At 73.7% G+C, this 22,425-nt stretch carries 18 protein-coding genes; 8 read left to right on the forward strand and 10 right to left on the reverse strand.

Translation table 11 applies throughout. The annotated features are described in order from the left end of the window. The first annotated feature begins 81 nt into the window (after positions 1–81). Positions 82–1,107: a tetratricopeptide repeat protein gene (locus tag WMF29_RS19630; RefSeq protein WP_272099242.1), complete on the forward strand. Its 1,026-nt coding sequence runs from the start codon at positions 82–84 to the stop codon at positions 1,105–1,107. Positions 1,108–1,165: 58 nt separating this feature from the next. Here WMF29_RS19630 and WMF29_RS19635 read toward each other — a convergent pair whose 3' ends face one another. From WMF29_RS19635 to WMF29_RS19670, 8 genes are all read right to left on the reverse strand, one after another. Then, on the reverse strand, positions 1,166–1,645 hold the full coding sequence (locus WMF29_RS19635) for an ATP-binding protein (RefSeq protein ID WP_437330308.1): 480 nt from the start codon (positions 1,643–1,645) through the stop codon (positions 1,166–1,168). After that, positions 1,642–2,226: a SpoIIE family protein phosphatase gene (locus WMF29_RS19640; protein WP_437330309.1), complete on the reverse strand. Its 585-nt coding sequence runs from the start codon at positions 2,224–2,226 to the stop codon at positions 1,642–1,644. Before WMF29_RS19640 ends, WMF29_RS19635 begins: the two co-directional genes overlap by 4 nt. Then, positions 2,223–3,008, reverse strand: coding sequence for an anti-sigma regulatory factor (locus WMF29_RS19645; RefSeq protein WP_272099248.1), 786 nt, complete (start codon positions 3,006–3,008; stop codon positions 2,223–2,225). The genes WMF29_RS19640 and WMF29_RS19645 overlap by 4 nt, the downstream gene beginning before the upstream one ends. Then, the gene (locus WMF29_RS19650; RefSeq protein WP_157906757.1) at positions 2,989–3,384 is read right to left on the reverse strand and encodes an STAS domain-containing protein; all 396 of its coding nucleotides are present in this window, start codon (positions 3,382–3,384) and stop codon (positions 2,989–2,991) included. The genes WMF29_RS19645 and WMF29_RS19650 overlap by 20 nt, the downstream gene beginning before the upstream one ends. A gap of 23 nt (positions 3,385–3,407) precedes the next feature. Next, positions 3,408–4,757, reverse strand: coding sequence for an STAS domain-containing protein (locus tag WMF29_RS19655; protein ID WP_437330310.1), 1,350 nt, complete (start codon positions 4,755–4,757; stop codon positions 3,408–3,410). A 593-nt stretch (positions 4,758–5,350) separates the two neighbouring features. After that, positions 5,351–6,040 (reverse strand): hypothetical protein, encoded by a 690-nt coding sequence (locus tag WMF29_RS19660; protein WP_272099254.1) that lies wholly within the window; start codon positions 6,038–6,040, stop codon positions 5,351–5,353. A 231-nt stretch (positions 6,041–6,271) separates the two neighbouring features. Then, entirely contained in the window at positions 6,272–8,722 is a 2,451-nt protein-coding gene (locus tag WMF29_RS19665) for a DEAD/DEAH box helicase (RefSeq protein WP_437330311.1), read from the reverse strand. Positions 8,723–8,761: 39 nt separating this feature from the next. Continuing rightward, positions 8,762–9,301: a hypothetical protein gene (locus tag WMF29_RS19670; protein ID WP_437330312.1), complete on the reverse strand. Its 540-nt coding sequence runs from the start codon at positions 9,299–9,301 to the stop codon at positions 8,762–8,764. Between the two features lie 149 nt (positions 9,302–9,450). On the opposite strand from WMF29_RS19670, the gene WMF29_RS19675 reads away from it, so the two are divergent. Next, positions 9,451–10,929, forward strand: coding sequence for a hypothetical protein (locus tag WMF29_RS19675; RefSeq protein ID WP_437331143.1), 1,479 nt, complete (start codon positions 9,451–9,453; stop codon positions 10,927–10,929). A gap of 26 nt (positions 10,930–10,955) precedes the next feature. Here WMF29_RS19675 and WMF29_RS19680 read toward each other — a convergent pair whose 3' ends face one another. Continuing rightward, positions 10,956–12,002, reverse strand: a complete 1,047-nt coding sequence (locus WMF29_RS19680) for a hypothetical protein (protein WP_437330313.1) — start codon at positions 12,000–12,002, stop codon at positions 10,956–10,958. Between the two features lie 162 nt (positions 12,003–12,164). On the opposite strand from WMF29_RS19680, the gene WMF29_RS19685 reads away from it, so the two are divergent. The 3 genes from WMF29_RS19685 (at position 12,165) to WMF29_RS19695 (ending at position 17,052) form a co-directional block, all read left to right on the forward strand. After that, positions 12,165–13,682 carry a TolC family protein gene (locus tag WMF29_RS19685; protein WP_437330314.1) on the forward strand — a complete coding sequence of 506 codons (1,518 nt, stop codon included), beginning with the start codon at positions 12,165–12,167 and terminating at the stop codon, positions 13,680–13,682. Positions 13,683–13,855: 173 nt separating this feature from the next. Continuing rightward, positions 13,856–15,445, forward strand: coding sequence for a 3,4-dehydroadipyl-CoA semialdehyde dehydrogenase (locus tag WMF29_RS19690; RefSeq protein WP_437330315.1), 1,590 nt, complete (start codon positions 13,856–13,858; stop codon positions 15,443–15,445). A gap of 53 nt (positions 15,446–15,498) precedes the next feature. Beyond that, entirely contained in the window at positions 15,499–17,052 is a 1,554-nt protein-coding gene (locus WMF29_RS19695; protein ID WP_437330316.1) for a protein kinase domain-containing protein, read from the forward strand. Positions 17,053–17,124: 72 nt separating this feature from the next. Here the strand turns inward: WMF29_RS19695 and WMF29_RS19700 are convergent, their stop codons facing one another. Continuing rightward, positions 17,125–19,827, reverse strand: coding sequence for a dynamin family protein (locus tag WMF29_RS19700; RefSeq protein WP_437330317.1), 2,703 nt, complete (start codon positions 19,825–19,827; stop codon positions 17,125–17,127). A 199-nt stretch (positions 19,828–20,026) separates the two neighbouring features. Here WMF29_RS19700 and WMF29_RS19705 point away from each other — a divergent pair, with 199 nt between their 5' ends. The 3 genes from WMF29_RS19705 to WMF29_RS19715 are packed head-to-tail and all read left to right on the forward strand — an operon-like array spanning position 20,027 to position 21,971. Then, a complete protein-coding gene (locus WMF29_RS19705) occupies positions 20,027–21,391 on the forward strand; it encodes an AAA family ATPase (RefSeq protein WP_437330318.1) in 1,365 nt (454 codons plus the stop codon). Beyond that, a complete protein-coding gene (locus tag WMF29_RS19710) occupies positions 21,388–21,735 on the forward strand; it encodes a hypothetical protein (protein ID WP_437330319.1) in 348 nt (115 codons plus the stop codon). The genes WMF29_RS19705 and WMF29_RS19710 overlap by 4 nt, the downstream gene beginning before the upstream one ends. Next, the gene (locus WMF29_RS19715; protein WP_437330320.1) at positions 21,723–21,971 is read left to right on the forward strand and encodes a hypothetical protein; all 249 of its coding nucleotides are present in this window, start codon (positions 21,723–21,725) and stop codon (positions 21,969–21,971) included. Before WMF29_RS19710 ends, WMF29_RS19715 begins: the two co-directional genes overlap by 13 nt. Positions 21,972–22,425: the final 454 nt, after the last annotated feature.

Raw genomic sequence — 22,425 nt, forward strand, 5'->3', positions numbered from 1 at the left:
TGCTCGCAACAGCTTGAACGGTCGCTTTGACAGGGCTCCCTCTTGACTCGGGGCTCCCCTTCGCACACTTGTGGAGCCGCCATGGACCAGTTCTCGGCGCACCTCGACCGCGGGTGGGATCTCGTCCAGCGCGGGGACACGCGCGGAGCAGAGGCGTCGGCCCGGCGGGCGCTCGAGCTAGATCCGAACTCGCCGGAGGCTCACAACCTGCTCGGCTTCGTCGCGGCCCTCGAGGGCGAGGGCGAGGAGGCCATCGAGGCGTACCGCCAGGCGATCGCCCTCGATGACACCTACTTGGAGGCGATGCTCAACGCCGCCGAGGTGTACATCCATCCGCTCGGCGATTTCGATCAGGCGATCGAGATGTGCGACCAGGCGCTGGATCTGGCCGAGGTCGACGAGGAGATCATCGACGCGCTCCTCCTGAAGTTCGACGCGCTCCTCGGCAAGGGCGATCTCGACGAGGCGGCCCAGGTCGCGGCGAAGATCCCCGAGGGCCCCTACGACAACCCGAACCACACCTTCCTCGTCGGCCGCGCGTTCTACGAGATCGGCCAGGCTGACAAGGCCGCCGCGCTCATCGAGGAGGCGGCGCTCAAGGACCCGCGGCACGCCGAGGCCCACTACTACCTCGGCCTCATCCGCGACGAGCGGGGCGACGTCCGCGGCGCGACGCAGGCCTTCCTGCGCTCCCGCGAGCTCGACGTCGAGCTCGGCATGCCCCCCTGGGCGCCGAGCCGCGACGGCTTCGTGACGCTGGCGCAGAAGACGGTCGCCGCGCTCAACCCCGTGCTCCGGCGCTACGTCGAGGGGGCGGAGCTCTACATCTCCGACGTGCCCGGGATGGAGCTCGTGGCCGAGGGCGTCGATCCCCGCGCGCTGGTCCTCCTGGACGGCCTCAACGCCGACGAGCGGGAGCGGGGCCTCCGCGGCAGCGCCGATGTCCATCCGTGCGCGCGGGTCTTCGTCTACGCCCTCAACGTCGCCCGCCTCGCGGGCAGCATCGAGGCGCTGGAGCGCGAGATCAACCTGGCGCTCGAGCGCGAGATCACCGCGACGTTCCTCGAAGCCGAGCAGAACGAGCGGACCGAGAAAGAGCTCAACTGAGCGGGCGAGGGCGCTCCTCGCCACGGCCGCCGTGCCGCGTGGGCGCGCGGGCCGCCGCTTACTTCCACTTGACGGCGATGATCTCGGTGCTGATGCCGGGTGACGAGCGGATGATGACCGAGCTCATCAGCCGATGCACGGCCCCGAGCCCGACGCCGAGCCCCTGACCGGGCATCCTCGGCGTCAGCCGCGCAGAGCTCGACGAGGACGGGCCGCGATCGCTCTTCGGCCCTACCTCCTCGAGCAGCGCCAGCTTCGGGTCCAGGCCTGGGCCGGAGTCGCGCACGATCACCTCGACGCCCCACCGACCGCCGCCCGTCTGCGTGTCATCGCGGAGCGCGCGGATGCTGATGCTCCCGCCGCCGCCGTGGCGCACCGCGTTCGACACGAGCTCGGCGATCGCGATCGCGAGCTCGTGCTGGGCGCGCTCCGAGAGCCCTGCCCAGCGCGCGATGTGCGCGCCCTCGGCCGCGCAGGCGAAGCGATCCTCCTCGCGCGTGACGGGGATGCTGAACGCGGGCGGGGACCTCTGCGTCACGCCGCGCCCCTGTCGCGGACCACGGCGACGACGCACGTCGCGTCGTCGAACGACTTCTTGTGGACGTCGACGATCCGGCGCGCCATCTCCTCGGGATCGAGGTCGCGGAACGCGCCGAGATCGAAGCCGCTGGAGATCCCGTCGGAGTGAAGCAGGACGACGTCGCCGGGCGAGATGGGGAAGCGAAAGCTGCGGAGCCGCCGCACGCGCCGCCCGAGGATCCCCGCCGAGCAGAAGCTCGGCATGGCCGTCCGCGTGATCGCCTTCATCGCGATGTTGCCGACGCCCGAGAACTCGAGCTCGCCCACGCTCTCGTCGATGCGCAGGAGCGCAGCCGCGGCCCCTCGCGTCGACGCGAGCTGCTCCCCTGCCCCGGTCAAGAGATCCTCGATCGGCATCGACGCGTGCTCCTCGACGTACCGGCAGAACGCGGAGGCCGCCTGCGCGGCGTGGGGACCGTGACCGAGCCCGTCGGCGAGGCCGATCAGCACCCAGGGGGACTGTCGGACCACCACCACCTCGTCGCCGGCGATCTCCTCGCCGGCGGCGACGCAGCACGCGGTCCCGATAGCGACCGTCATCCGAGGTACTTCCTGACCGTCACGGTCGTCCCCGCGCCGGGCGCCGTCTTGACATCGAACGCATCCATCAGCGCCTTCGTACCGCGGAGGCCCGCGCCCATACCGTGACGCGAGCGGTACTTGCCGCTCAGGATCTCCGGCAGGTTCGTGATCCCGGGCCCGTTGTCCTGCGCGACGATCTCGATCGCACGCATCGGCGAGGTGAGCGAGCGGACGACGACCTGTCCGCTGCCCGCGTACCTGACGATGTTGCGCCCGAGCTCCGAGATCGCGGTGACGATCTTCGTCTGCAGGACATCGCTGACGAGGTGCTCGATGCAGAGCTCGCGGCCGGCTGACCGCGCGCGCAGCACGTCCTCCTCGTTGCGCACATCGATGGTGATCTCGCGCGGCGCAGGGGCGGCGTGGTCGAGCTCGCCGAGCTCGGAGATACACCGATCGAGCTGCGCCTGGTCGCGGACGAACAGCTTCACCCCGCGCTTCACCTCGACGAGGAGGCGCCGGAGATCACCCTCGCGCGCGACCATCGGATCGACCTTCGCCTGCCGGATCCCGCAGTCGATGACGCTCTTCCTCACCGCAGGCGAGAGGAACTGCGCCAGCACCGTCTCGATCTGATCGGTGATCGAGCGGCCGACGATCTGCGGAGACGACGGCACGGGGCCTCGCGCCGACTGCGGCGTACCCGGCATGCGCGTCGACACCGGTCCGCTGGACCGGCTCGACGGCGGCCCCGTGGCGCCGCCGCTGGAGGGCGGTCCGTCACGAGGAGGGATCTTCATGCGACACCTCGTTCGTGAGCTCCGGCGGCATCATGTCGTCCTCCGCGGACGGCGCGAGCATCTCGACGGCGCGCTCCAGGTTGAGCGCCGTCACCACGCCAGGGATCTCGAGATCCATCTCCACGAGCGCGATCGCGACCGCGGGGCGCAAGCCGCACACCGCCGTCCGGACGCCCATCAGCCGGGCCGTGAGCGCGATGTCACGGATGGCGCGGGTGAGATAGCTATCGAGAATCTCGACACCGGAGAGGTCGACGATGAGGCCACGGGGCGATCGCGCTTCGATCGACCCGGTCACATCGTCGCGCAGCTGCTCCACCTGGCCGTCGGTGAGCCCGCCCTGCACCGAGACGATTAAGTTCCCGAAGAGGCCCACGATGGGGACCCTACCCGCTTGCATCAAGTGGACGTCTCCTTCCTCGCGCTGAGCTGCAGCTGTGTCGTGGTCATTGCACCGCTGCCCGACGGATCGAAGGCGGCCCGTGGGCCGCCAGGGGTGAACGGCTGTCCTGTCTGCTTCTCGTTGTCTTTGGCCGCGCCGCGGCGGGCCCCCATGAGGGACGCGGGCGTCGGCTTCTGGCCGGCGAGCGCCATGCTCTCGCGCAGCGCATGCTTGAGGTTGCGCGCTGCGCGCACGGTGCCGAGGTTGATGCCGAGCTCGACCATCGTCTGCGCGACGGCGGGCCTGACGCCGGTGATCCGGCACCGCGCGCCGAGCAGCTCGACCGCCTTCATCAGCTTCATGAAATGGTCGGCCGTCCGCGTGTCGATCACCTCGACGCCCGTCACGTCGATGATGACGTAGCGCGACTGGCGGCGGACGATCTCGTCGAGCAGCCGCTCCATGATCTGGGCGCTCCTGCGCGAGTCGACGACGCCGATGATCGGCAGCGCCAGGACGTCGTCCCACAGCTCGAGGATGGGCGTCGAGATCTCGTCGATCGCGTAACGGAGCCGCTCGACGAGCTCGCCCTTGGCGCTCTCGCTCTCCACGAGATCGCGGTTCTTCGCCTCGAGATCCTCGATGAGGCGCTTCTTCTCGGTCGCGTCGCGGAACACGGCGACGGCCCCGGAGATCGACCCGTCCTTGCCCCGCATCGGGCTGGCGCTGACCGTCAGGAACAGGCCGGACACCGGTCCGTGCTCGATGCGCGGCTCGGTGAACAGCGAAGGCACGCGGACCGACCGCGGCTCGACATCGTCCCCCTGCGGCCCCGCGGTGGGCGCGAGGGTCGGCATCGCGCCGCCCGCCATGCCGTTGGAGCGGCGGGCGACCCGCCCGTCCTGGTCGGCGGACTTCCTCGCGAAGAGCTCGACCTGATCGACCGTCTCGCCGCGCAGCGCGCGCGACAGCGGGTGCTCGGACATCGGCCAGGGGGTCGCGCGATCGGGGAAGAACAGCGTGGCGTCGCCGGGCCCCACGTCGTCCCCCGAGGTGAGGTCGAGCGGCGCGCGGCCGAGCATGTGCTCCGCGGCCGGGTTGCGCATCAGGAGCTCGCCCCTGTCGTCAACGACGGCGACGCCGTCCGCCATGCTGTCGAGCACGAGCTTGAAGATGCCAGCCTGTCGCCGCAGCTCCTCGTCCGATCGGGCCAGCTGCTCGCCGCGCTCGCGCGCCTCGCGCGTCGCCCGGTCGAGCTGCGCGGCCTGCTCCTTCGCCGCGCGCTCGTGCCCCTCGATCTGCTGCTCGAGCGTCGCGATGCGCTCCGTGAGCCTCGCAATCTCTTGCCGCAGAGCTTCTTCGCTCATCGCGAACTCCCCGTCGTAAGCCCGCGCGCGCCGTGCGTGGCGCTAGGCAGCGCGTCCCTCCGGTGCGCGGCGCCGCGGATCCCCTTGCAGGATCGCTCCACATGCGCGTGCCGGGAGGATGAGCCGCGCGGGCCAAACGAGACGGCCGCGGAGAGCGCGTGGCTCTTCGCCGTCCTGTCCGTCCTTTGCACGCTCGTGACGCTCATTTCTTCTCCTCGCAGGGTGCCCTGTCCCGAGCGGGGACCGTGTCCAGCACCAGTCGAGAAACACAGCTTATCGCCAACCGGGCAACCCACCGTCAAGCTTCGCGTCGGCCATGCGTGTCGCTTATGGCGACGGCATCCACCGTCGCCCAGCCGAGGTAGCCCGTGTCCGCACAACTGCGCCCGTGCCCCGCGTCACGATCGACCACGCCAGCAGCAGCCTATGCCGCGCCGCAGCGCAGCCGAGCTCGGTCGGCGCGCACCTTCTGCTTCCGCTCCTCGGATGTGCGGATGGAGAGGGCCGGAGCTCACGTGAGGTTCCCCCCATGCGACGCGGGCTGTTCACCAGCGCGGATCGCGTGATCGGAGCCACGCGCGGGACGATCGAACTCAATCGCCGAGGCTCTGACGCTCGCGAGCGCGCCGTCGCTTGGCCTTGCGCTTCGAGTCGGCCGGGCGCTGAGGGTCTGGGCCGCTCTCGCCCGTGGTCGGAGCGCCCGCGTCGAGCCAGCGCCACAGCGCCATCTGATCCGCGGTCGCCCCGTGACGGATGGCGCGCTTCAAGATCTTCTTGGCGAGCACCAGCTTGCCGCATCGGGCGAGCGCGTGCGCGTAGCTCGCGGCGATGTCGGCCTCGCCTGTCTGCGCCTCGGTGGCCTGCGCCAGGAGCGGCAAGGCGTCGTGCGGGCGGTTCAGCGCGACGTCGTAGAGGTGCCCCAGGTTGTGCGCGTACCACGGGTTCTCGGGCACGATGGCCAGCGCGCGCTCGTAGGCGCGCGCGGCGTAGCGGTAGTTGCCGAGCAGCGACTGCGCCAGGCCGAGCACAGCCCAGGCGCCGTCGTCCTCCTCGTGGAACTGCAGCACGCGGCGCGCGAAGAGCGCGGCGCGCCACGGATCGTGCTCCACGCCCATCTCCGCGAGGTGGCGGTGCGCGTAGAGCCACGGCTCGCTCCCGGGCGACGTCGCGCGGGCTAGGCGCGCGAGCAGCGGGAGAACCCTGTCCGCGTCGAGCTTGTCAGCAAGCGCTCGATCGATGTCCCGTCGAAGCCGGTCGATGTCCTCCGCTCCACTGCGCCCCATCCCTTCCGTGATACGACCAGTGGGCGAGCTTGGCTAGCGCGTTGCGCGCCGAGAGGCGACGCCTGGACGACGTCGCACGCAAGCCCTCACCTGCGTACCATCGACGTGCGCCGGCGGGCGGTGTCGTGCGCGCGCGGAACCGCGCGAAACGCCGCGTGGAGCCCGCTCCGCCGCCATGTGGCGGCGGACAGACGCTTTTGCGACGATCCGCGCGACTCGCGCGACCCGCGCTCAGGCGTCCTCCGCCACCTCTTCGGCGCTTGACGTGCGCTCACGAGCCTGCTCCGCGCGCGCCTCCTTGCCCGCGATCGTCGCGCCGTTCAGCGTGGCCACGACCCGCGCGAGCTCGGCCTTCGGGACGCTGACGAACGCGTTGCGCTCGCGCACCCGGATGCGCCGGATGTCCCCCTTGGCCATCCCGCCCCGCTCGATGAGCGCGCGCTGGAAATCCGCCGCGCGCGCGCCGTCGCGGCGGCCGAGGTTGATGAAGACCTCGACGAACTCTCCGTCCGCCTCGTCGCGCGCGGGCTCGGCGCGCGGCGCTTCGCCGGCCTCGCCGCTCTCGATCTCGACCGCGGCCTCGCCGGGGGCCGACGGCACGGCGCCGCTCGCGCGCTCTCGATCGCCGCCGCGCGACACAGGCGAGCCGGGCGCCGGCGACGGAGGCTCGCCGAGGATCGGCTCGTCGTCGCCCTCCTCTTCGGGCGGCTGCCACATGGTGAAGTCGGCGTGACGCGAGAACGGCTGTCCCGCCGTGCCGCCGTGAGGCCTGCCCGGCGCGGCGCCAGCGGCGCCAGGAGCGCCGGCGGTGCCAGGAGCGCCGGCGGTGCCAGGAGCGCCAGCGCCGCGGCGCGCCGACAGCAGCGTCGCTGCGGGCCGTTCGCGCAGGCGCTCCGGGCCGCGGCCCGACCCGCCCTCGCCTCGCGGCGGCTCGATCCGCATCAGCGGCTCCGGCCGCGTGAGCGGCTCGACCGAGACGGGGCCGTCGTCCCGCGTCCGCGCCCCCTCGGGCCGGCGGGGCTCTTCCCCCCCGGGCGCGTCCGCGCCGCGAGGGCCTCGCCGCCCCTCGTCCCGGCGGAGGCGCAGCGATCGCCGATCGCGCTCCCGCCCCCGGTCCCGCTCGCCCTCGCGCGCGAGCTCGCTGCGCTCTGTCTCGGGCGAGCGCGGCTCGGCCGAGTCGGCCGCGCGGGGAGTCGCGTCCCGCGCGGCCCGCCCGCGCGCCGCCGGCTCGGGCTTGGTCGACGGATCCGTGCCGCGCCCCTCGCTGTCGCGCGCCGCCGCGCGCTGCGGCTGCTGGGCGCGCCGCGCGGCGCTCGCCTCCTCTTGCGCCGTCGGCCGCGCGCCGAGGTGATCGCGCAGGAGGCCCGCCACGATCGCCTCGGCCTGGTCGTGCGTGAGCAGCCGGCGCGCGAGCGAGAGATCGTCGCGGTGCGTGCCCTTCGACAGGAACGCCTCCGCGAGCATCGCGACGAGATCGGCCTCGGCGCGCGTCTTGAGCTCCCCCTCCGAGGGGAGCTGCTTCTCGAGCGGGCGGATCTTGTACGTCAGCCGGAGGATGTAGAGCGGCCCGACGTCCTGCGGCGTGATCAGCGCGATCGCGGTGCCGGTGCGGCCCGCGCGGCCGGTGCGGCCGGTGCGGTGCACGTACGCCTCGGCGTCCTGCGGGAAGTCGTAGTTGATGACGTGCGTGAGGTGCGAGATGTCGATGCCGCGCGCGGCCACGTCGGTGGCGACGAGGAAGCGCAGGCGCCCCTCTCGCGTCGCGCTCATCACCTTCTCGCGATCGGACTGCGGCAGATCGCCGTTCAGCCAGTCGGCGTCGTAGCCCTGGCGCTTCAGCGCCCCGGCGACCGCCTCGGTCTCGTCCTTGGTGTTGCAGAAGATGACCGCGTTCTCGGGGTTCTCGACCTCGATGATGCGGACGAGGGAGGTCAGCTTGTCGCCCGTGATCAGGTAGACGTAGTGCTGGATCTGGAGCGCGCCGACGGCGTCGCCCGAGAGGGTGATGAACTCGGGCGACCGCAGCTTGCTGCGCGCGATGCGCTCGATGTCGGGCGGGAGCGTCGCCGAGAACAGGAGCGTCTGCCGCTCCGGCGGCAGCTCGGCGAGGATCGCGGTGAGCTCGCGCTCGAAGCCCATCGAGAGCATCTCGTCGCACTCGTCGAGCACGAGCAGCCGGATGTGCTTGGCGACGATGGTCCCGCGGCGCAGGTGGTCGAGCACGCGGCCCGGCGTGCCGACGATGACCTGCGCGCCCGCGGCGAGCGCGTCGATCTGCCGCTGCATCGGCGCGCCGCCGTACACGGCGACCACCTTGATGCCCTTGCGCTTGCCGAGGCGCTCGACCTCCGCCGAGACCTGGAGCGCGAGCTCCCGCGTCGGGCACAGCGCGAGCACCTGCGCCTGAGCGAGCGAGCGCTTCACGGCGTGATCGACGATCGGGAGCCCGAACGCCGCCGTCTTGCCGGTGCCGGTGCGCGCCTGCACGACGGCGTCGCGCCCGCGCGTCACCGGCTCCCAGACGGCGAGCTGCACCGGCGTCGGGTGGACGTAGCCAATCTCCGCGAGGGTCTCGCGCAGCTCGGACGACAGGGGCAGCACATCGAAGGTAGGCGGCGGCTGGGGCTTGTCGCCGGTCTGCGCTTCACCCGCCACTGCGGCAGGGGGAGAAGGAACGGTCATGTCGGTCATATCGTCCTGCGTGATCGCCGCGTCGGGGTATTATCTCGGGGACGCGGGCCCAAGCTGGCCATCGACGATCGCCCGGACCCGCCGCCGCAGCGGAGCCAGATCGCCTGCCTCGCGCCGCGCTGCGTGCTCCTCCGCATAGCGGAGCCGCTCGATGGCGTCGAGAGCGCGCTCGTTGTCCTCAGAGCCCCGGCACGAAGCGGCGACTCCGTCCCGGTAAGTCCACGCCGGAGCGAGCGTGCTCCTGAACCGGGCGAGGGCGGCGTCCTCCCCGTCGGTCCCTGGGGCGGCCTCCCGGGCGCGCTCGACGGCCCGGACGAGCGCCAGGAGGCCCTCCTCGCAGCTCGCGTAGGGCGACGGCGCGGCCGACAGAAAGAAGACCTGCCGGATCAGCTGGAGGGTGCACGAGGTGATGATGAGCGCGGCGAAGCTGTAGTACGCGACCAGGGCGATGCGCCGGCCACGGGCGCGGGGCCCGCCAGGGCGGCGCCGCGCTCCAGGAGGGCGCGCTCGCGCCTCGGTCCCTGGCACGGCCGGGGCGGGAGCGATGGGCGCGGGAGCTTGAGCGGGCATGAGAGCTGCGATTCCTCGGGCGGGCAGGGGTGCGCGGCCGCCGCCGGTCGGGCTCCGCTTCTGCGGTCCCTTCCTTGCGGGCCAGTGCTATCACCTCGCCGCGGGCGCGACGAGATGCTGTTGGACGGGAGCAGCGCGAGGTGACCGACATGACCGCGGCGCTCCGCATCATCGCCCGCCGATCCGCTGCGGCGCTCTCCGCGCTGGCCCTCCTCCTGGGCCTCCCCGGGGCCGCGCTGGCTCAGCCGCTCCAGGACAACGCCTACACCATCGACCTCTTCCAGGGGCCCATCCTGGCGCCGCTGCGCGTGACCGGGATCGCCGGCGCTTACGCCGGCTACGCCGAGGGGATCGCCGGCATGGTCGCCAACGCCGCGGCGCCCGCGCTCCGCGAGCCGTTCAGCATGCGCTGGTTCGAGTGGGACGTGGCCGCGTCGATCTCGCTGCCCATCGAGCTCTTCGAGAACAACGACTTCGACAACAGCGGCGACATCGATCTCGATTACTCGAATTTCGTGTACCTGACCCTCGGCGGCCAGCTCCAGGCGGGCGACTTCGGCGTCGGGGTCAACGCCGAGCTGCAGCGGTACTCCCTGACGGACGAGGCCGGCGCCGAGACCACGGTCGTGATCGGCAAGTACCATTTCCTCGGCGGCGTCCGCCTCCTCGGCGACGCGCTCGTGCTGGGCGCCGGCGCGCGCGCGGTGACGCTCAACCTCGGCGCCGAGCAGACCGACCTGACGATCGCGGGCATCTCCCCGGAGCTCGGGGTGCTCGTGCGCCCCGACTGGGCCTCCTACCGCCTCGGCGCCACGTTCCGCTTCCCGGTGAACGGCGGCGGCTTGCTCGGCGAGGGCGTGGTGATGGACGGGAAGGTCCGCCGCGCCGGCGGGCTGATCCTGCCGAACGAGGTCGTCCTCCCCTGGGAGCTCGAGGTCGGGCTCGCCGTGCAGGTCGGACCGCGCCCGCTCAACCCGGCGTGGATCGATCCGCACGTGCAGGAGCGGGAGCTCCGCGAGGCCGTCGCGCGCAGGCAGGCCGCGCGGGAGGAGCGGAGGGAGCGCGAGCTCGGCGCCATCCACGACCCGGAGGAGCGCGCGCGGCGCGAGCGCGTCTTCACGATGGAACGGGCGCGCGAGCGCGCCGCCGACGAGCGCGAGCTCGCCGCGGGGCCGGCCGTCCTCGAGGCGGAGCGGCGCGCCCGCTACTGGAACTGGCCGCGCGAGCACCTGCTCATCACGGCGGAGCTCCTCGTCACGGGCCCTGTGTCGAACGGGGTGAGCCTGGAGCGCTTCCTGGCGCAGAAGCAGCCCGGGAGCGAGCACGGCCCGTCGGCGGTGGGCACCTCGGGCGCGCACGTGAGCTTCTCGCCGCGGTTCGGGATCGAGACGGAGCCGATCCCGGGCCGCGTGCACACGCGGTTCGGCAGCTACTACGAGCCGAACCGCTTCGGGCGCCTGGGGAGCGGGCGTGTCGGCCGGCAGCACTTCACGTTCGGCGCGGACGTCCGCGTGCTGTCGACGACCTTCTGGGGCCTGGTCCCCGACACCGCCTTGACGCTGCAGGCGTCCATGGATTTCGCGCCTCGCTACGACAGCGTGAGCGCCGGCATCGGCGTCTGGCACTGAGCGCCGCGCCGCCGCTCACGCGCCGATCACGCTGACAACGTGCGGCGGTGCTGCTCCGCGAGCAGCACGCGGAGGTGGCTCATCCGGGCGGGGTCGCGCTTGCCGAACTCGTCGAGCGCCGCGGCGACCGCGACCGGAGCGCCGCCGCGGGGCTCCTTCCGGAGCGCCCTCGCCGCCAGCGCGAGCGCGCGGGGGCACAGCACCTCCTCGATGCAGAGCCGCGCGGGCGGCGGCCGCCACGCGGCGTCGCGGTAGCCCCCCGGCGGCGTGGGCTCCGCGAGGAGCGCGAGGCCGTCCGCCTTCGCTTGCAGCGCCGACAGGATCTCGCGCTCGATCGCGCTGCCCTCCTCGCGATCGCCGCAGCGCTCGATCGTGAACATCGGCATGGGCGCGCCGCGCCGCGGGGCGCCGAGCCAGCCCTTCCGCCAGCGCACCGCCGTGGCCCTGCTGATGGTCGCCTCGCCGCGCGCGACGAGGCCGGTGAAGGCGCTGAGCATCAGCACCTCGAACGGCGAGAACGCGTCGCCGCCCTTGGCCCCCGCGATGCGCGAGAGGTTCGCGGCGACGACGGGGAGCCCCGCCTCGATCGCATCCGAGGAACAGAAGAGCGTCGAGCCCGCGCTCGTCGGGTGGAACCCCGTCAGGCTCACGCCCTCGCCGGCGCCGTACCACCCGAGGAGCGTGCGCACGGTCCCCCGGCGGGCGCCGTCGGCCGTGCAGTAGGCCCACGTCGTGCCCCAGAGATCGAACAGCGACCGCACGATCCACCGCGCGAGCCTCGCGCCGAGCAGGACGCTCGCCGCGAACAGCGCCGCGGCCGGCAGGGAGTCGTCCGCGGCCCCGGCCAGGCCCGAGAGGAGCAACCCGTAGAGCGCCGTGTACGCGAGCAGCAGCCCGCTCGTGATCGCGCTGAGGAACAGCTCGATCTTCGGCGACGCGCCCCGCGGCTCGGACCGCCGCCACACGGCGCGGTGAGGCGGCTCGCCGCAACGAGCGCAGGGGTCCGCGGGGCCGCATCGCCGCCGCGTACCGCAGCCGAGGCAGATGTCGATCGGGGGCAACCGGCTTGGCATCGGTGGTCCAGAATAGTGGCGCATCCGCGTTTCGTCGCCACGACCGTGACCCACGGCGGGGGCTCGCCGCGCCCACGGTTTCGCACACGCGCACAGGGCGGGAGCCCGCCCCTGCCCGCTTCGGGCTTGTCGTCGCGCCCTGTCCGGCGCATCGAGTCGCGCATGCTCCATCGCCGGCTCCGCATGGTCGCTGTCAGCCACCTCGCCGTCCTCGCCCTGTGCCAAGGCGTCGCCCTCGCGCAGCCGGCGCCTCCCCAGGGCCGACCGGGCCAGCAGGCTCAGGCGCGACCGGGCCAGCAGGCGCCCGCAGCAGCCGCAGCGACGGCGCCCCCGACGGCGGCCGCCGCGCCGGCGGCGATGCCGCAGCGCATCGAGGTGAACGACCCGGCGCTCGCGCCGCTCCCCCCGCCGGCGCGCACGCTGGCGAGCTGGAACGACGCGCGCGCGATGATCGAGCAGCGGTCGGTCGACTTCGCCATCGCCGTGCAGGAGGTCGCCCGCGCCGAGGGGGTCGCGCGGCGGGCGCTCGCCGCGGCGCTCCCGAGCCTCGACGCGCGCGGTGAGGTGAATCACGAGCTGGCGGGCGGCGGCGCCGTGAGGCTCCCGCCGGGCCTCGCTCCCGCCCCTGGGGAGCCGACGGGAGCGTTCCAGGATGTCGAGGATGCGCCGACGACCTTGAGGGCGTCGCTCACGCTCCGCCAGCCCATCCTCGCCCCGCGCGCCTGGTACGGCATCGGCACCGCCAGGCGCTCGGTGGACGTCGCCAGGCTGAGCCTGGAGGATCGACGCCGCATCACCGTCGGCGCCGCGGCGGACGCCGTCGTCTCGATCGTCACGGCCGAGCGGGTCAGCGAGATCAACCGGGTCGGCCTGCGCAGCGCGCTCGAGCGGCTCGAGCTGACCCGGCGGCGCGAGCGGCTCGGCACCGGCACGAAGCTCGATGTCGTCCGCGCGGAGCAGGACGTCGCGCTCGCCCGCGCGACGCTCGTGTCCGGCGACGAGGCGCTGCGCAAGGCGCGGGAGGCGCTCGGGGCCGTGCTGGGCGAGCGCGGCGAGGTCGGCGTCCCGCAGGGCTTCTCGCTGAACGCGATCGCGGCGGAGGTGCAGTCGCAGTGCGCCGAGGCGCGCTCGGATCAGCGCGCCGACGTCCGCGCCGCCCGGGCCGAGCTCGAGATCGCGGAGCGCAACCTCACCGACGCGAAGCTCGCGTTCGCCCCGTACGTCGATCTGTCGAGCACGCTGAGCGCTCAGACCTCGCTCGGGGACGAGTCCACCCGCCGGGCGCGGTCCTGGGGGTGGTCCATCGGCGCCGTGCTCACCGTCCCCCTCTGGGACGGCGGGGCGCGCTACGGCGATCTCGAGATCAACCGGGCCGTGGTCGAGCAGCAGCGGGTTCGCCTCGGGGCGGTGGAGCGCACCGCGGGGCTCGAGACGACGCAGGCGGTCCGGGGCGTCGCCGTCGCCGAGCAGGCGCGCGCGGTCGCCGAGCAGTCGCGCGACCTCGCGCGCGAGACCGCGCGCCTCACGCAGGTCGCGTTCGAGGCCGGCACCGCGACGAGCTTCGATCTGGTCGAGTCCGGCCGCAGGCAGCGCGAGGCCGAGCTCGATCTCGCGGTGAAGGAGTTCGAGGTGGTGAAGGCGAAGATCACGGCGCTGCTCTCGTCCGCCTCGTGCAAATGAGGTGCGCGCAGGACGTGCGCGCGCCGAGCGCGGCCGCAACGCGGCGCGCACCGAGCGCGACCGCAACGCCGCGCGCGGCCGCGACCCGGCGCGCGCCGAGCGCGACCGCAACGCCGCGCGCCGCCCGGCGCGGGGGTTGTGCCGAGCGACCGCGCGAGTAGGCTACGCGCCCGATGGAGCGGCTCGAGAGCTACGTCCAAGGTCAGTGGCGCGCCGGCCAGGGCGCGCAGCACGTGCTCGTCAACCCCGCGACCGAGGAGCCGCTCGCCGAGACGAGCACGGACGGCCTCGACCTCGCGGCCGCGGCGGTGTTCGCGCGCGCCGAGGGCGGACCCGCGCTCCGCGCGCTCACGTTCGCGGAGCGCGGCGAGCTGCTCCGCGCCATGTCGCGCGCCGCGCACGCCGAGCGCGACGCGCTCATCGACGTCGCCATCCGCAACGGCGGCAACACGCGCAGCGACGCCAAGTTCGACGTCGACGGCGCGATCGGCACGCTCGCCTACTACGCCGACCTCGGCGCCCAGCTCGGCGACGCGCGGCTGCTCACGGACGGCGACGGCGTGCAGCTCGGGCGCTCGCCGCGCTTCTTCGGCCAGCACATCCTCGTCCCGCGCCCCGGCGTCGCGGTGCACATCAACGCCTTCAACTTCCCCGCGTGGGGGCTCGCGGAGAAGGCCGCCTGCGCGCTCCTCGCGGGCATGCCCGTCATCACGAAGCCCGCGACCAGCACCGCGCTCGTCGCGCTCCGGCTGATGAAGATCTTCACCGAGCGCGCCCCGCTGCCGCGCGGCGCGCTCTCCTTCGTCGCCGGCCCGCCGGGCGATCTCCTCGCGCACCTCGGCGGCGAGGACGTCCTCGCCTTCACCGGATCGAGCGCCACCGGCGCCGCGCTCCGGCTCATGCCGGGCCTCGCGCGGGAGGGCGTCCGCGTGAACGTCGAGGCCGACAGCCTGAACGGCGCCGTCCTCGGCCCCGACGCCGCCCCCGGCTCCGAGACGTACGCGATGTTCCTGCGCGACGTCGCGCGCGACATCACCCAGAAGGCCGGCCAGAAGTGCACGGCGATCCGCCGCATCTTCGCGCCCGCGGCCGTCGTCGACGCCGTGCGCGACGACCTCGTCGACCGCCTCCGCGACGCGCGGGTCGGCGATCCCACGCAGGACGGCGTCACGGTCGGTCCGCTGACCACGGCCGATCAGCTCCGCGGCGTGCGCGCGGGCATCGAGCGCCTGGCCGCGGATGCCGCGGTGGCGCTCGGCGGCGCCGGGCCCTTCGAGGCGATCGGGGTGCCCCCGGGCAAGGGGTACTTCGTGCCGCCGACGCTGCTCGTCGCGAGCGACCCCGACGGCGCGCCCGCCGCGCACGAGCACGAGGTCTTCGGCCCCGTCGCCACGCTCTTCCCGTACGACGGCGGCGCGGCGCACGCCGTGGCGCTGCTGCGCCGGGGCCGCGGGAGCCTCGTCTGCTCCGTCTACAGCGACGACCGCGCCTTCGCGGCGGAGGTGCTGCTCGGCGTCGCGCCGTACCACGGCCGCGTCCTGCTCGGCAGCGAGAAGATCGCCGATCAGGCGCCAGGCCCGGGCACCGTCCTCCCTCAGACGATCCACGGCGGCCCGGGCCGCGCCGGCGGCGGCGAGGAGCTCGGCGGCCTGCGCGGGCTCCATTTCTACTCGCAGCGCACCGCCGTGCAGGGGTCGCGGCCGGTCCTGGAGGCGATCCTCGGGGCGAAGGGCGAGCCCCGCCCCGCGCCGGCGAAGCCGTAGATCGCGAAGGCCGTGGTAGCTCTTTCCGTGGACTTTATGGTGAAGTCTCGCCCATGAGCGCCGGCCCGCAACTCATCGGCAAGACGATCGCAGGGCGCTTCCGCGTCACCGGGTTCATCGGCGAGGGCGCGATGGCGGCGGTCTACCGCGGCGAGCAGGACGCGGAGCCGCGCGACGTCGCCATCAAGATCATGCACCCGCAGCTGCTCGGCGACGAGACGTTCGTCACCCGCTTCTACCGGGAGGCGAAGGCGGCGTCGCGCCTCCACCACCCGAACACGGTGCAGATCCTCGACTCCGGCGTGGAAGGGCACCTGCCGTACATCGTGATGGAGCTCGTCGCCGGGCAGGACCTGTTCGAGGTCCTGCTCGCCGAGCGCCGCTTCTCCGAGGCCCGCGCCGCGCGGTTCCTGATCGGCATCACCGACGCCCTCGCCGCGGCCCACGCGCGCGGCATCGTGCACCGCGATCTCAAGCCCGAGAACGTGATGGTCGTGCGGGATCCGGCGGATCCGGCGGTCGAGCGCGTGAAGGTGCTCGACTTCGGGATCGCGAAGATGGTCGAGAGGAACGGCCGGTCCGGCGACGACGGGCCGAACAGCGCGCCCATCAGCGTCTGGGGCTCGGTCACCACGGTCGGCGTGGTCGTCGGCACGCCCGCGTACATGTCCCCGGAGCAGTGCCGCGGCGACGTCATCGACGGGCGCAGCGACGTGTACGCGTGCGGGGTGCTCCTGTTCCTGCTCGTCACGGGCCGGCTCCCCTTCCCGCCGACGGCCGCCGCGTGGGAGGTGGCGATGGATCACCTCCGGAAGCCGCCGCCCGCGCCGAGCCAGTTCCTGCCGCAGATCCACCCTGCCCTCGAGGCGATCATCCTCACCGCGCTCGCGAAGTGGCCCAACCAGCGCCAGCAGAGCGCGGCCGAGCTGCGCGACGAGCTCGAGCGGCTCCTCCCCCACCTGTCGGACGCGCTGCTCCCAGCCGCCCGGACGAGCGCGCCCGAGGACGCTCCGACCCTCGAGGTGGCGATGCCGCCGTCGCTCCGGAGCTCCATGACGGCCGCGCCGCCGATGCGCGAGGGCGACATGCCGCCGCCGGCGCAGCGGGGCGAGGCGCTGGCGAAATCCGTGTTCCGCGAGGCGCCGCTGACGGAAGGGCCGCCGTCGAGCGCGATCCTGTCGCTCGCCGCGACGCTCCCTGGCGTCGCCCTCCCGCGCGAGGCGCCGGCTGGACCGACGTCGGACGACTTCTCGCGCACGCTCCCGGCGGTGCGGCGGCTCGTCGCGCCGACGAGCGATCCGCCGGCGAGCGACGTCGTGATCCACGATCGCAAGGACTTCGGGCCGCTCTTCCCCGCCGCGGGCGCCCGCGCGCCGTCCCCCCGGCCGGACGCGCCGCGAGGCGCCGGCGCGACCGCCGCCGCGCCGCCGCGGCCGCCCTCGCGGTCCTCGGCCGAGAGCGTCATCGAGATCGCGCCGGCGCCGGTCCGGCGCGACCGCCGCCCGCCCGCGCGCCCGACGGACCTGTGGATGGTCAAGCTCGTGGTGCCGCTGGCGCTGGTGATCGGGCTGGCGCTCGGGGTGCTCGCCTTCTTCCTGAGCCGCTGACGCCTCGCGCGCCCGGCGCTGACGGGCGCCTCGAAGGCGGCCGTTCTTCCCGAGCCGCGGGCGCCTCGCCCCTCAGGCGCTGGCCGGCGTCACGCGCGCCTCGAAGGCGGCCCGGAGCGCCTGCGCGCGCAGCTCGACCGCCGCGGACGCCGGCGGCGGGACCGGCGCCTCCGCCTCCGCCGACAGCGCCATCGCGAACGCGTCGATCGCGGCCTCGACGACGCCCTCGATCGGGCGCGCCGCGAGCTCGTCGGGCGCGTCGTGCACCGCCACCATGCCCATCAGGACGGCGCGCACGTGGGCCGCCGCCCGCGGCGACGGCGCGGCGCCCCCTTCGTCGGCGCCGCTCGCGCCGCGCACGCCGCGCGCCGCCGGCTCCGCGCCGGCCCGCGCCGCCCTCGCGATCTCGGCGGAGAGCGGCCAGCTCAGCCGCGCCACGAGCCGCTCCTGCACGTAGGCGCGGACGCTCGCGTCCGTGCGCTTGCGCTCCTCGGGCAGCGCCGCGATCGGGCGCAGGTCGGACGCGAGCTCCCGGCGCGCCGGCTCGAGCGCCTTGTCGATCGCCGCGGCGAGCGCGCGCCGCTCGCGGCGCAGGTACGCCGCGCTCGCGCGGAGCCGGTCGGCCTCGGCGCGCGCCCTCCGCCCGGCCTCGCGGTCCTCGGCCGCGCGCGCCGACGCCGTCTGGGCGAGCTCGGCCGCGATGCGGCCCGCCTTGCGGCGGAGCGCGCGCTCGCGGAGCGCGTCGCTCGCGTCGACGATCTGCTCGGCGAAGAGCGCCTCGACCTCGGCCCACCCCGACGCGGCGAGCGCCGCCTCGTCGCCGAGGCGCCCCTTCAGCGAGAGCCGCGCAGAGAACGCGATCGGCGGCGTCAGCGAGGCGATGGCGCTCGCCGCGAGGCTGTCGCGCACGTGCGCGAGCACCGTCTCCAGGGCGTCCGGCTTGAGCCGGTCGGCCTTGTTCGCGAGGATCTGCACGGGCACCCCGAGCGCGCTGATCTCGGAGAGCACCCGCCGCTCCGACTCCTTCATCGCCTGGGGCGCGTCGAGCAGCCAGATGGCGACGTGGGCCTCGTCGAACGCCCGCCGCGCCTCGGCGATGTGATCGGGGTCGGGCGCGTTGAAGCCGGGCGTGTCGAGGATCTCGACGCGCTTGAGCCGCTCGATGGGCGCGTAGATGAACACCCGCGCGACCTTGTCCCCGGCCGCCGCGAGCGCGCGCAGCGTGTCCTTCAGCGCCGCGTGCGGCACGACGCGGTCCTGCCCGCCGCGCACGACGATGCGCGCGAACGGATCGGGCGCCCAGGCGACCCAGTGGAGCGTCGCGGTCGTCGGCAGGACGCCGGTCGGCGCCACGTCCTCGCCGAGCAGCGCGTTCAGGAACGTGCTCTTGCCCGCGTTGAACTCGCCCACCACGGCCGCGCGGAGCGGCCGCTCCCGCTCCACCGCGAGGGCCTCGATCGCCGCGAGCAGGTCGAGCCGGTCGAGGAGCTTGGCCGTGCGCGCGAGCTCGCGCAGCACGTCGCTCCACGCGGCGGCGGCGCGGGCCCCGGCGGGGCCGTCCGCGGGGGGCACCCACGCCTGCGCGATCGCGCGGCGCATGTCGTCGGCCCACGCCGCGCCCTCGCCGGTCACCGCGTCGAGCGCGTCGAGCGCGCCGCTCCCCTGCCCCGCGGACGCCATCGCGGCGGCGTCGCGGAGCCGGACGAGGTCGGGCGGGAGCGGGGGCGCGGCCGCTCCGCGCGGCTCCTCGTCGTCGTCCTTGGCCTTGCCGCGCGCGGCGAGCGCGTCGAGCGCGCCGAGGTCGCGCGTCTCGACGGCCATGCGGAGCAGCGCCGCCGCGGCGGCGCGGTCGCCCGCGGAGAGGCCGCGCGCGAGCGCCTGCCGCGCGTCGTCGCGCCGCCCCTCGGCGAAGGCGAACGCGGCGGCCCAGGTCGGCTCGTCGAGCGCGCCGGCGGCGCGGACGACGCGGCGCACGCGGTCGACGACGAGCACGTCGCGGGAGGCGGCGACCAGGGCGGCGCAGAGCTCCGCAGCGCCGGGGACATCGAGCACGAGCGCCCGCAGCCCGAGGTCGAGCGCCCGCCCCACCACGGCGGGCGGCAGGGCCGCGGAGGAGCCCGCCGCGGAGGAGGCCGCCGCGGCGCTCGCCTCGGCCAGCGCGAGCCGGGCGAGCACGAGGGCGGCGCGCCCCTCGATCGCGGTGGGCTCGCCGAGGATCTCCGCGGCGGCGCGCGCGCCGTCGAGATCGCCGTAAGCGAGCGCGCACTCCGCGCGGCGGAGGGCCACGTCGCGGTCGGGCACGGTCGTGAGCGGCGCCGGGATGCGGTCGAGCCAGCGCTGCGCGCGGGCCGGGTCGCCCGCGGCGAGGTCGAGGTCCGAGAGATCGAGCAGCGCGAGGCGCGCCGCGTCGCGCTCCTCCGGCGCCGACGTGGCCCGCTCGATCGCGTCGCGCGCGCCGTCCCAGCCGACGCGCTGCCCCGCGCGCCCGAGGCGGAGCCACACGTCGGCGCGCCAGGGGACGCGCTTCGCGAGATCCGTGAGCGCGGCGACGACCTCCTGGTCGAGCCACGCGTCCTCCGCGGCGTCGGCCCAGAGCGCGAGCCCGACGGCCGAGTCGGGCAGCACGGACAGGATGGTGCGGGCGTGCTCGCGGGCCTCGAGGGGCATGCCCTTCGCGAGCGCGACCTCGGCGGCGCTGCGCTCGTTCTCGAGGCCGAGCGCGAGGATCTCGACCCGCCCGAAGAACCGGTTCAGCGCCTCGACGAGCCTCGCCATGGGCCGGATGAAAGCCTTCCGGGAGGGCGGTCGTCCAAGGAAAAACGAAGGCCGGCGCGGCGGGCGGCGCGCGGCGGGGGATCAGGCCGGGGGCCGGCCAGGACTTCGCCGGAAGGGCTATGGGTCGCGCGCGAGGTCATCGGCAGTGGAGCCGGCCGGGTGACCGCAAGCAGCGCGCTGGCCTTCGCTGGTGCTGCGCATGCGCCACCGACGGACGGACCGGCAAGGACAAAAGGTACGCCGTGCCAACACGCTTGGGGTACTTACGAGGGCGCCGCGGACCGCGCCGCGGGGGTCGGTAGCGATCGTCATGCCAGACAACCGCATCACGGAGATTCACGTAAGGGGGCTGCGCTCGCTCGCCGATGTGCGGCTCCAGCTAGACGGTCTCACCGTCCTCATCGGGGACAACGGCAGCGGCAAGAGCAGCCTGATCGAGGCATGCGAGCTGCTACAGCGCGCGGCCAGCGAGAGCTTCTTCGAGGATCTGAACAAGATCCACGGCGGTCTCGGGGGCCTGCTCCGCGTCGGCGCCGAGCACCTGGAGCTCGGCCTGGTCTTCGCGCCCGACGCTGACTCCTACACCACGTACGAGTACTCGTTCGCGCTCGACAGGACCGGAGCCATCCTGCGCGAGCGCCTTGATTGGGTCCGCGGTGAGCTCGATGAGAGCGGCGCTGTCGTCGAACAACGTATCGGCATCATCTCGCGCGAGGGAGGGCTCTCCAGGAGTAGCTCCTTCAGGTTTCTGATCGACGAGACAGAAACTCCACCTATCGAAAGACCCATCGATCCCAGGCGGCTTGCGCTCTCTTCCTTCGGCGAGTTCCCACCGCATTGGCTCGTGCGTGAAGCGCTCGCCGTGCTCCGCGCGATCGACGTCCACGTTCCCTTCGACACCACGGCGCGCTGGGTGCAGCGCTCGCGCGGCCAGCCTTCGCCCTTGCGCGGCGCGGCGACGATCGAGCCGGCGGAGGCGCTCTCGCGTTTCGGGGCCAACCTCCCGAACGCATGGAGCGCGCTCAAGAACGATCTCTCCGAGGCACACTGGCGCGAGACGATGGACTACGTCCGTCTGGGCCTCGGTCCCGATGTCGAGTCCGTCAACGTGCGCGCCGATCCAGGCGGCGGTTCGATCGCCCTGCGGCTCAAGTACGCCGGCCTCGACGAGCAGATCCCTTCGTTCGCGATCTCCGACGGCACGCTCGCGTACCTCGCGTTCGTGGCCCTCTACCGGCTGAACACGAAGAAGCGCCTCATCGCCTTCGACGAGCCCGAGACCCACCTGCACCCCGAGCTGCTCCAGCGCGTGCTCGGGTTCTTCGAGGCCATGGCGAAGGAGCGTCCGGTGCTGCTCGCGACGCACTCCGACCGGCTGCTCGACGGCCTCTCCGACCCGGCCCGCTCGGTCGTCCTCTGCGAGCTCGATGAGCGCCGCGCCACGAGGCTGGTGCGACCCGACCCCGAGGCGCTGCGGGACTGGCTCACGGACTACCGCGGGCTCGGCGACGTGCGGGGAGCCGGCCACGCCGCCTCGGTCCTGACGCGGCGGGAGGGGGCGTGACCCCGCTCGCGGTGATCCTGTACGAAGATCAGCGAGGCCCGGAGAAGGAGTTCGGCCTGCACAACCTCGTCGTCGCGTGCGTGGCCGACGACGCCGGGGAAGACCGCTTCGCGCTCCGGAGAACGCTCGACGGCCGGCCGATGAAGGGCGTGCAGAACCTGCTGCGGAGCTGCCGGAAAGACATCCGCCGTTTGAGCGCGAAGGGCCAGCAGGTCTTTGCGCTCGTCGACAACGACGCCATACGCCACCAGCTCAAGCATGAGGGCATCACGGAGAGCGCCGACGACGCGGCGGTGGTGCGTGCAGGTGCGACGCTCCGGAGCGGCTCCACGTGTTCCTGTTGAAGGAGAACACGGAGACCGTCATCAAGGCAGCCGAGCAATGCGACAAGGACCTCGCGCGATCGCTGGTGGCGCAGGCGCTCCAGAAGGACGTCAACGCCCGCGACGCGATCTTCAACAGGATCTCGTGGCAACCGGATCGCGCCGTGCGCGATTGCATCCGACAGCGCGTCGAGGCGATCCTGGAGATCGTGAAGGCGCTGACCGCGCTCGTGCGCGGAGGCGACATGAGCGCCTGAACGGGGGCGGACGAAGTCGGCCGGGTCTCGACCTGGACCACGCCCGCAAACGAGGGGGCCGACAGGCGCGGGCCCAGCTCAGCGCCTGGCGACGAGCGCTCGGACAGGTCTCGACCTGGACCGGACCTTGAAAACGAGCGGATCGCCAGATCTGGGCCTAGCTCCGCGCCTGGCGACGAGCGCCTTGCCAGGTCTCGACCTGGACCGGGACCTGAAAACGAGGGGGCCACCAGATCTGGGCCTAGCTCCGCGCCTGGCGACGAGCGCCTTGCCAGGTCTCGACCTGGACCGGGACCTGAAAACGAGGGGGCCACCAGATCTGGGCCTAGCTCCGCGCCTGGCGACGAGCGCCTTGCCAGGTCTCGACCTGGACCGGGACCTGAAAACGAGGGGGCCACCAGATCTGGGCCTAGCTCCGCGCCTGGCGACGAGCGCTCGGCTGGATCTGGACCCG

The sequence above is a fragment of the Sorangium sp. So ce381 genome (assembly GCF_051473845.1).
GTDB lineage: Bacteria > Myxococcota_A > Polyangia > Polyangiales > Polyangiaceae > Sorangium > Sorangium atrum.

Bases quoted from the DNA above. Each gene is read 5' to 3' on its own strand.
- WMF29_RS19700 (WP_437330317.1), bottom strand. From the start codon at position 19,827: ATGGCGAGGCTCGTCGAGGCGCTGAACCGGTTCTTCGGGCGGGTCGAG.
- WMF29_RS19660 (WP_272099254.1), bottom strand. From the start codon at position 6,040: ATGGGGCGCAGTGGAGCGGAGGACATCGACCGGCTTCGACGGGACATC.
- WMF29_RS19670 (WP_437330312.1), bottom strand. From the start codon at position 9,301: ATGCCCGCTCAAGCTCCCGCGCCCATCGCTCCCGCCCCGGCCGTGCCA.
- WMF29_RS19675 (WP_437331143.1), top strand. From the start codon at position 9,451: ATGACCGCGGCGCTCCGCATCATCGCCCGCCGATCCGCTGCGGCGCTC.
- WMF29_RS19705 (WP_437330318.1), top strand. From the start codon at position 20,027: ATGCGCCACCGACGGACGGACCGGCAAGGACAAAAGGTACGCCGTGCC.
- WMF29_RS19685 (WP_437330314.1), top strand. From the start codon at position 12,165: ATGCTCCATCGCCGGCTCCGCATGGTCGCTGTCAGCCACCTCGCCGTC.
- WMF29_RS19690 (WP_437330315.1), top strand. From the start codon at position 13,856: ATGGAGCGGCTCGAGAGCTACGTCCAAGGTCAGTGGCGCGCCGGCCAG.
- WMF29_RS19695 (WP_437330316.1), top strand. From the start codon at position 15,499: ATGAGCGCCGGCCCGCAACTCATCGGCAAGACGATCGCAGGGCGCTTC.
- WMF29_RS19640 (WP_437330309.1), bottom strand. From the start codon at position 2,226: ATGACGGTCGCTATCGGGACCGCGTGCTGCGTCGCCGCCGGCGAGGAG.
- WMF29_RS19680 (WP_437330313.1), bottom strand. From the start codon at position 12,002: ATGCCAAGCCGGTTGCCCCCGATCGACATCTGCCTCGGCTGCGGTACG.
- WMF29_RS19655 (WP_437330310.1), bottom strand. From the start codon at position 4,757: ATGAGCGAAGAAGCTCTGCGGCAAGAGATTGCGAGGCTCACGGAGCGC.
- WMF29_RS19630 (WP_272099242.1), top strand. From the start codon at position 82: ATGGACCAGTTCTCGGCGCACCTCGACCGCGGGTGGGATCTCGTCCAG.
- WMF29_RS19665 (WP_437330311.1), bottom strand. From the start codon at position 8,722: ATGACCGTTCCTTCTCCCCCTGCCGCAGTGGCGGGTGAAGCGCAGACC.
- WMF29_RS19645 (WP_272099248.1), bottom strand. From the start codon at position 3,008: ATGAAGATCCCTCCTCGTGACGGACCGCCCTCCAGCGGCGGCGCCACG.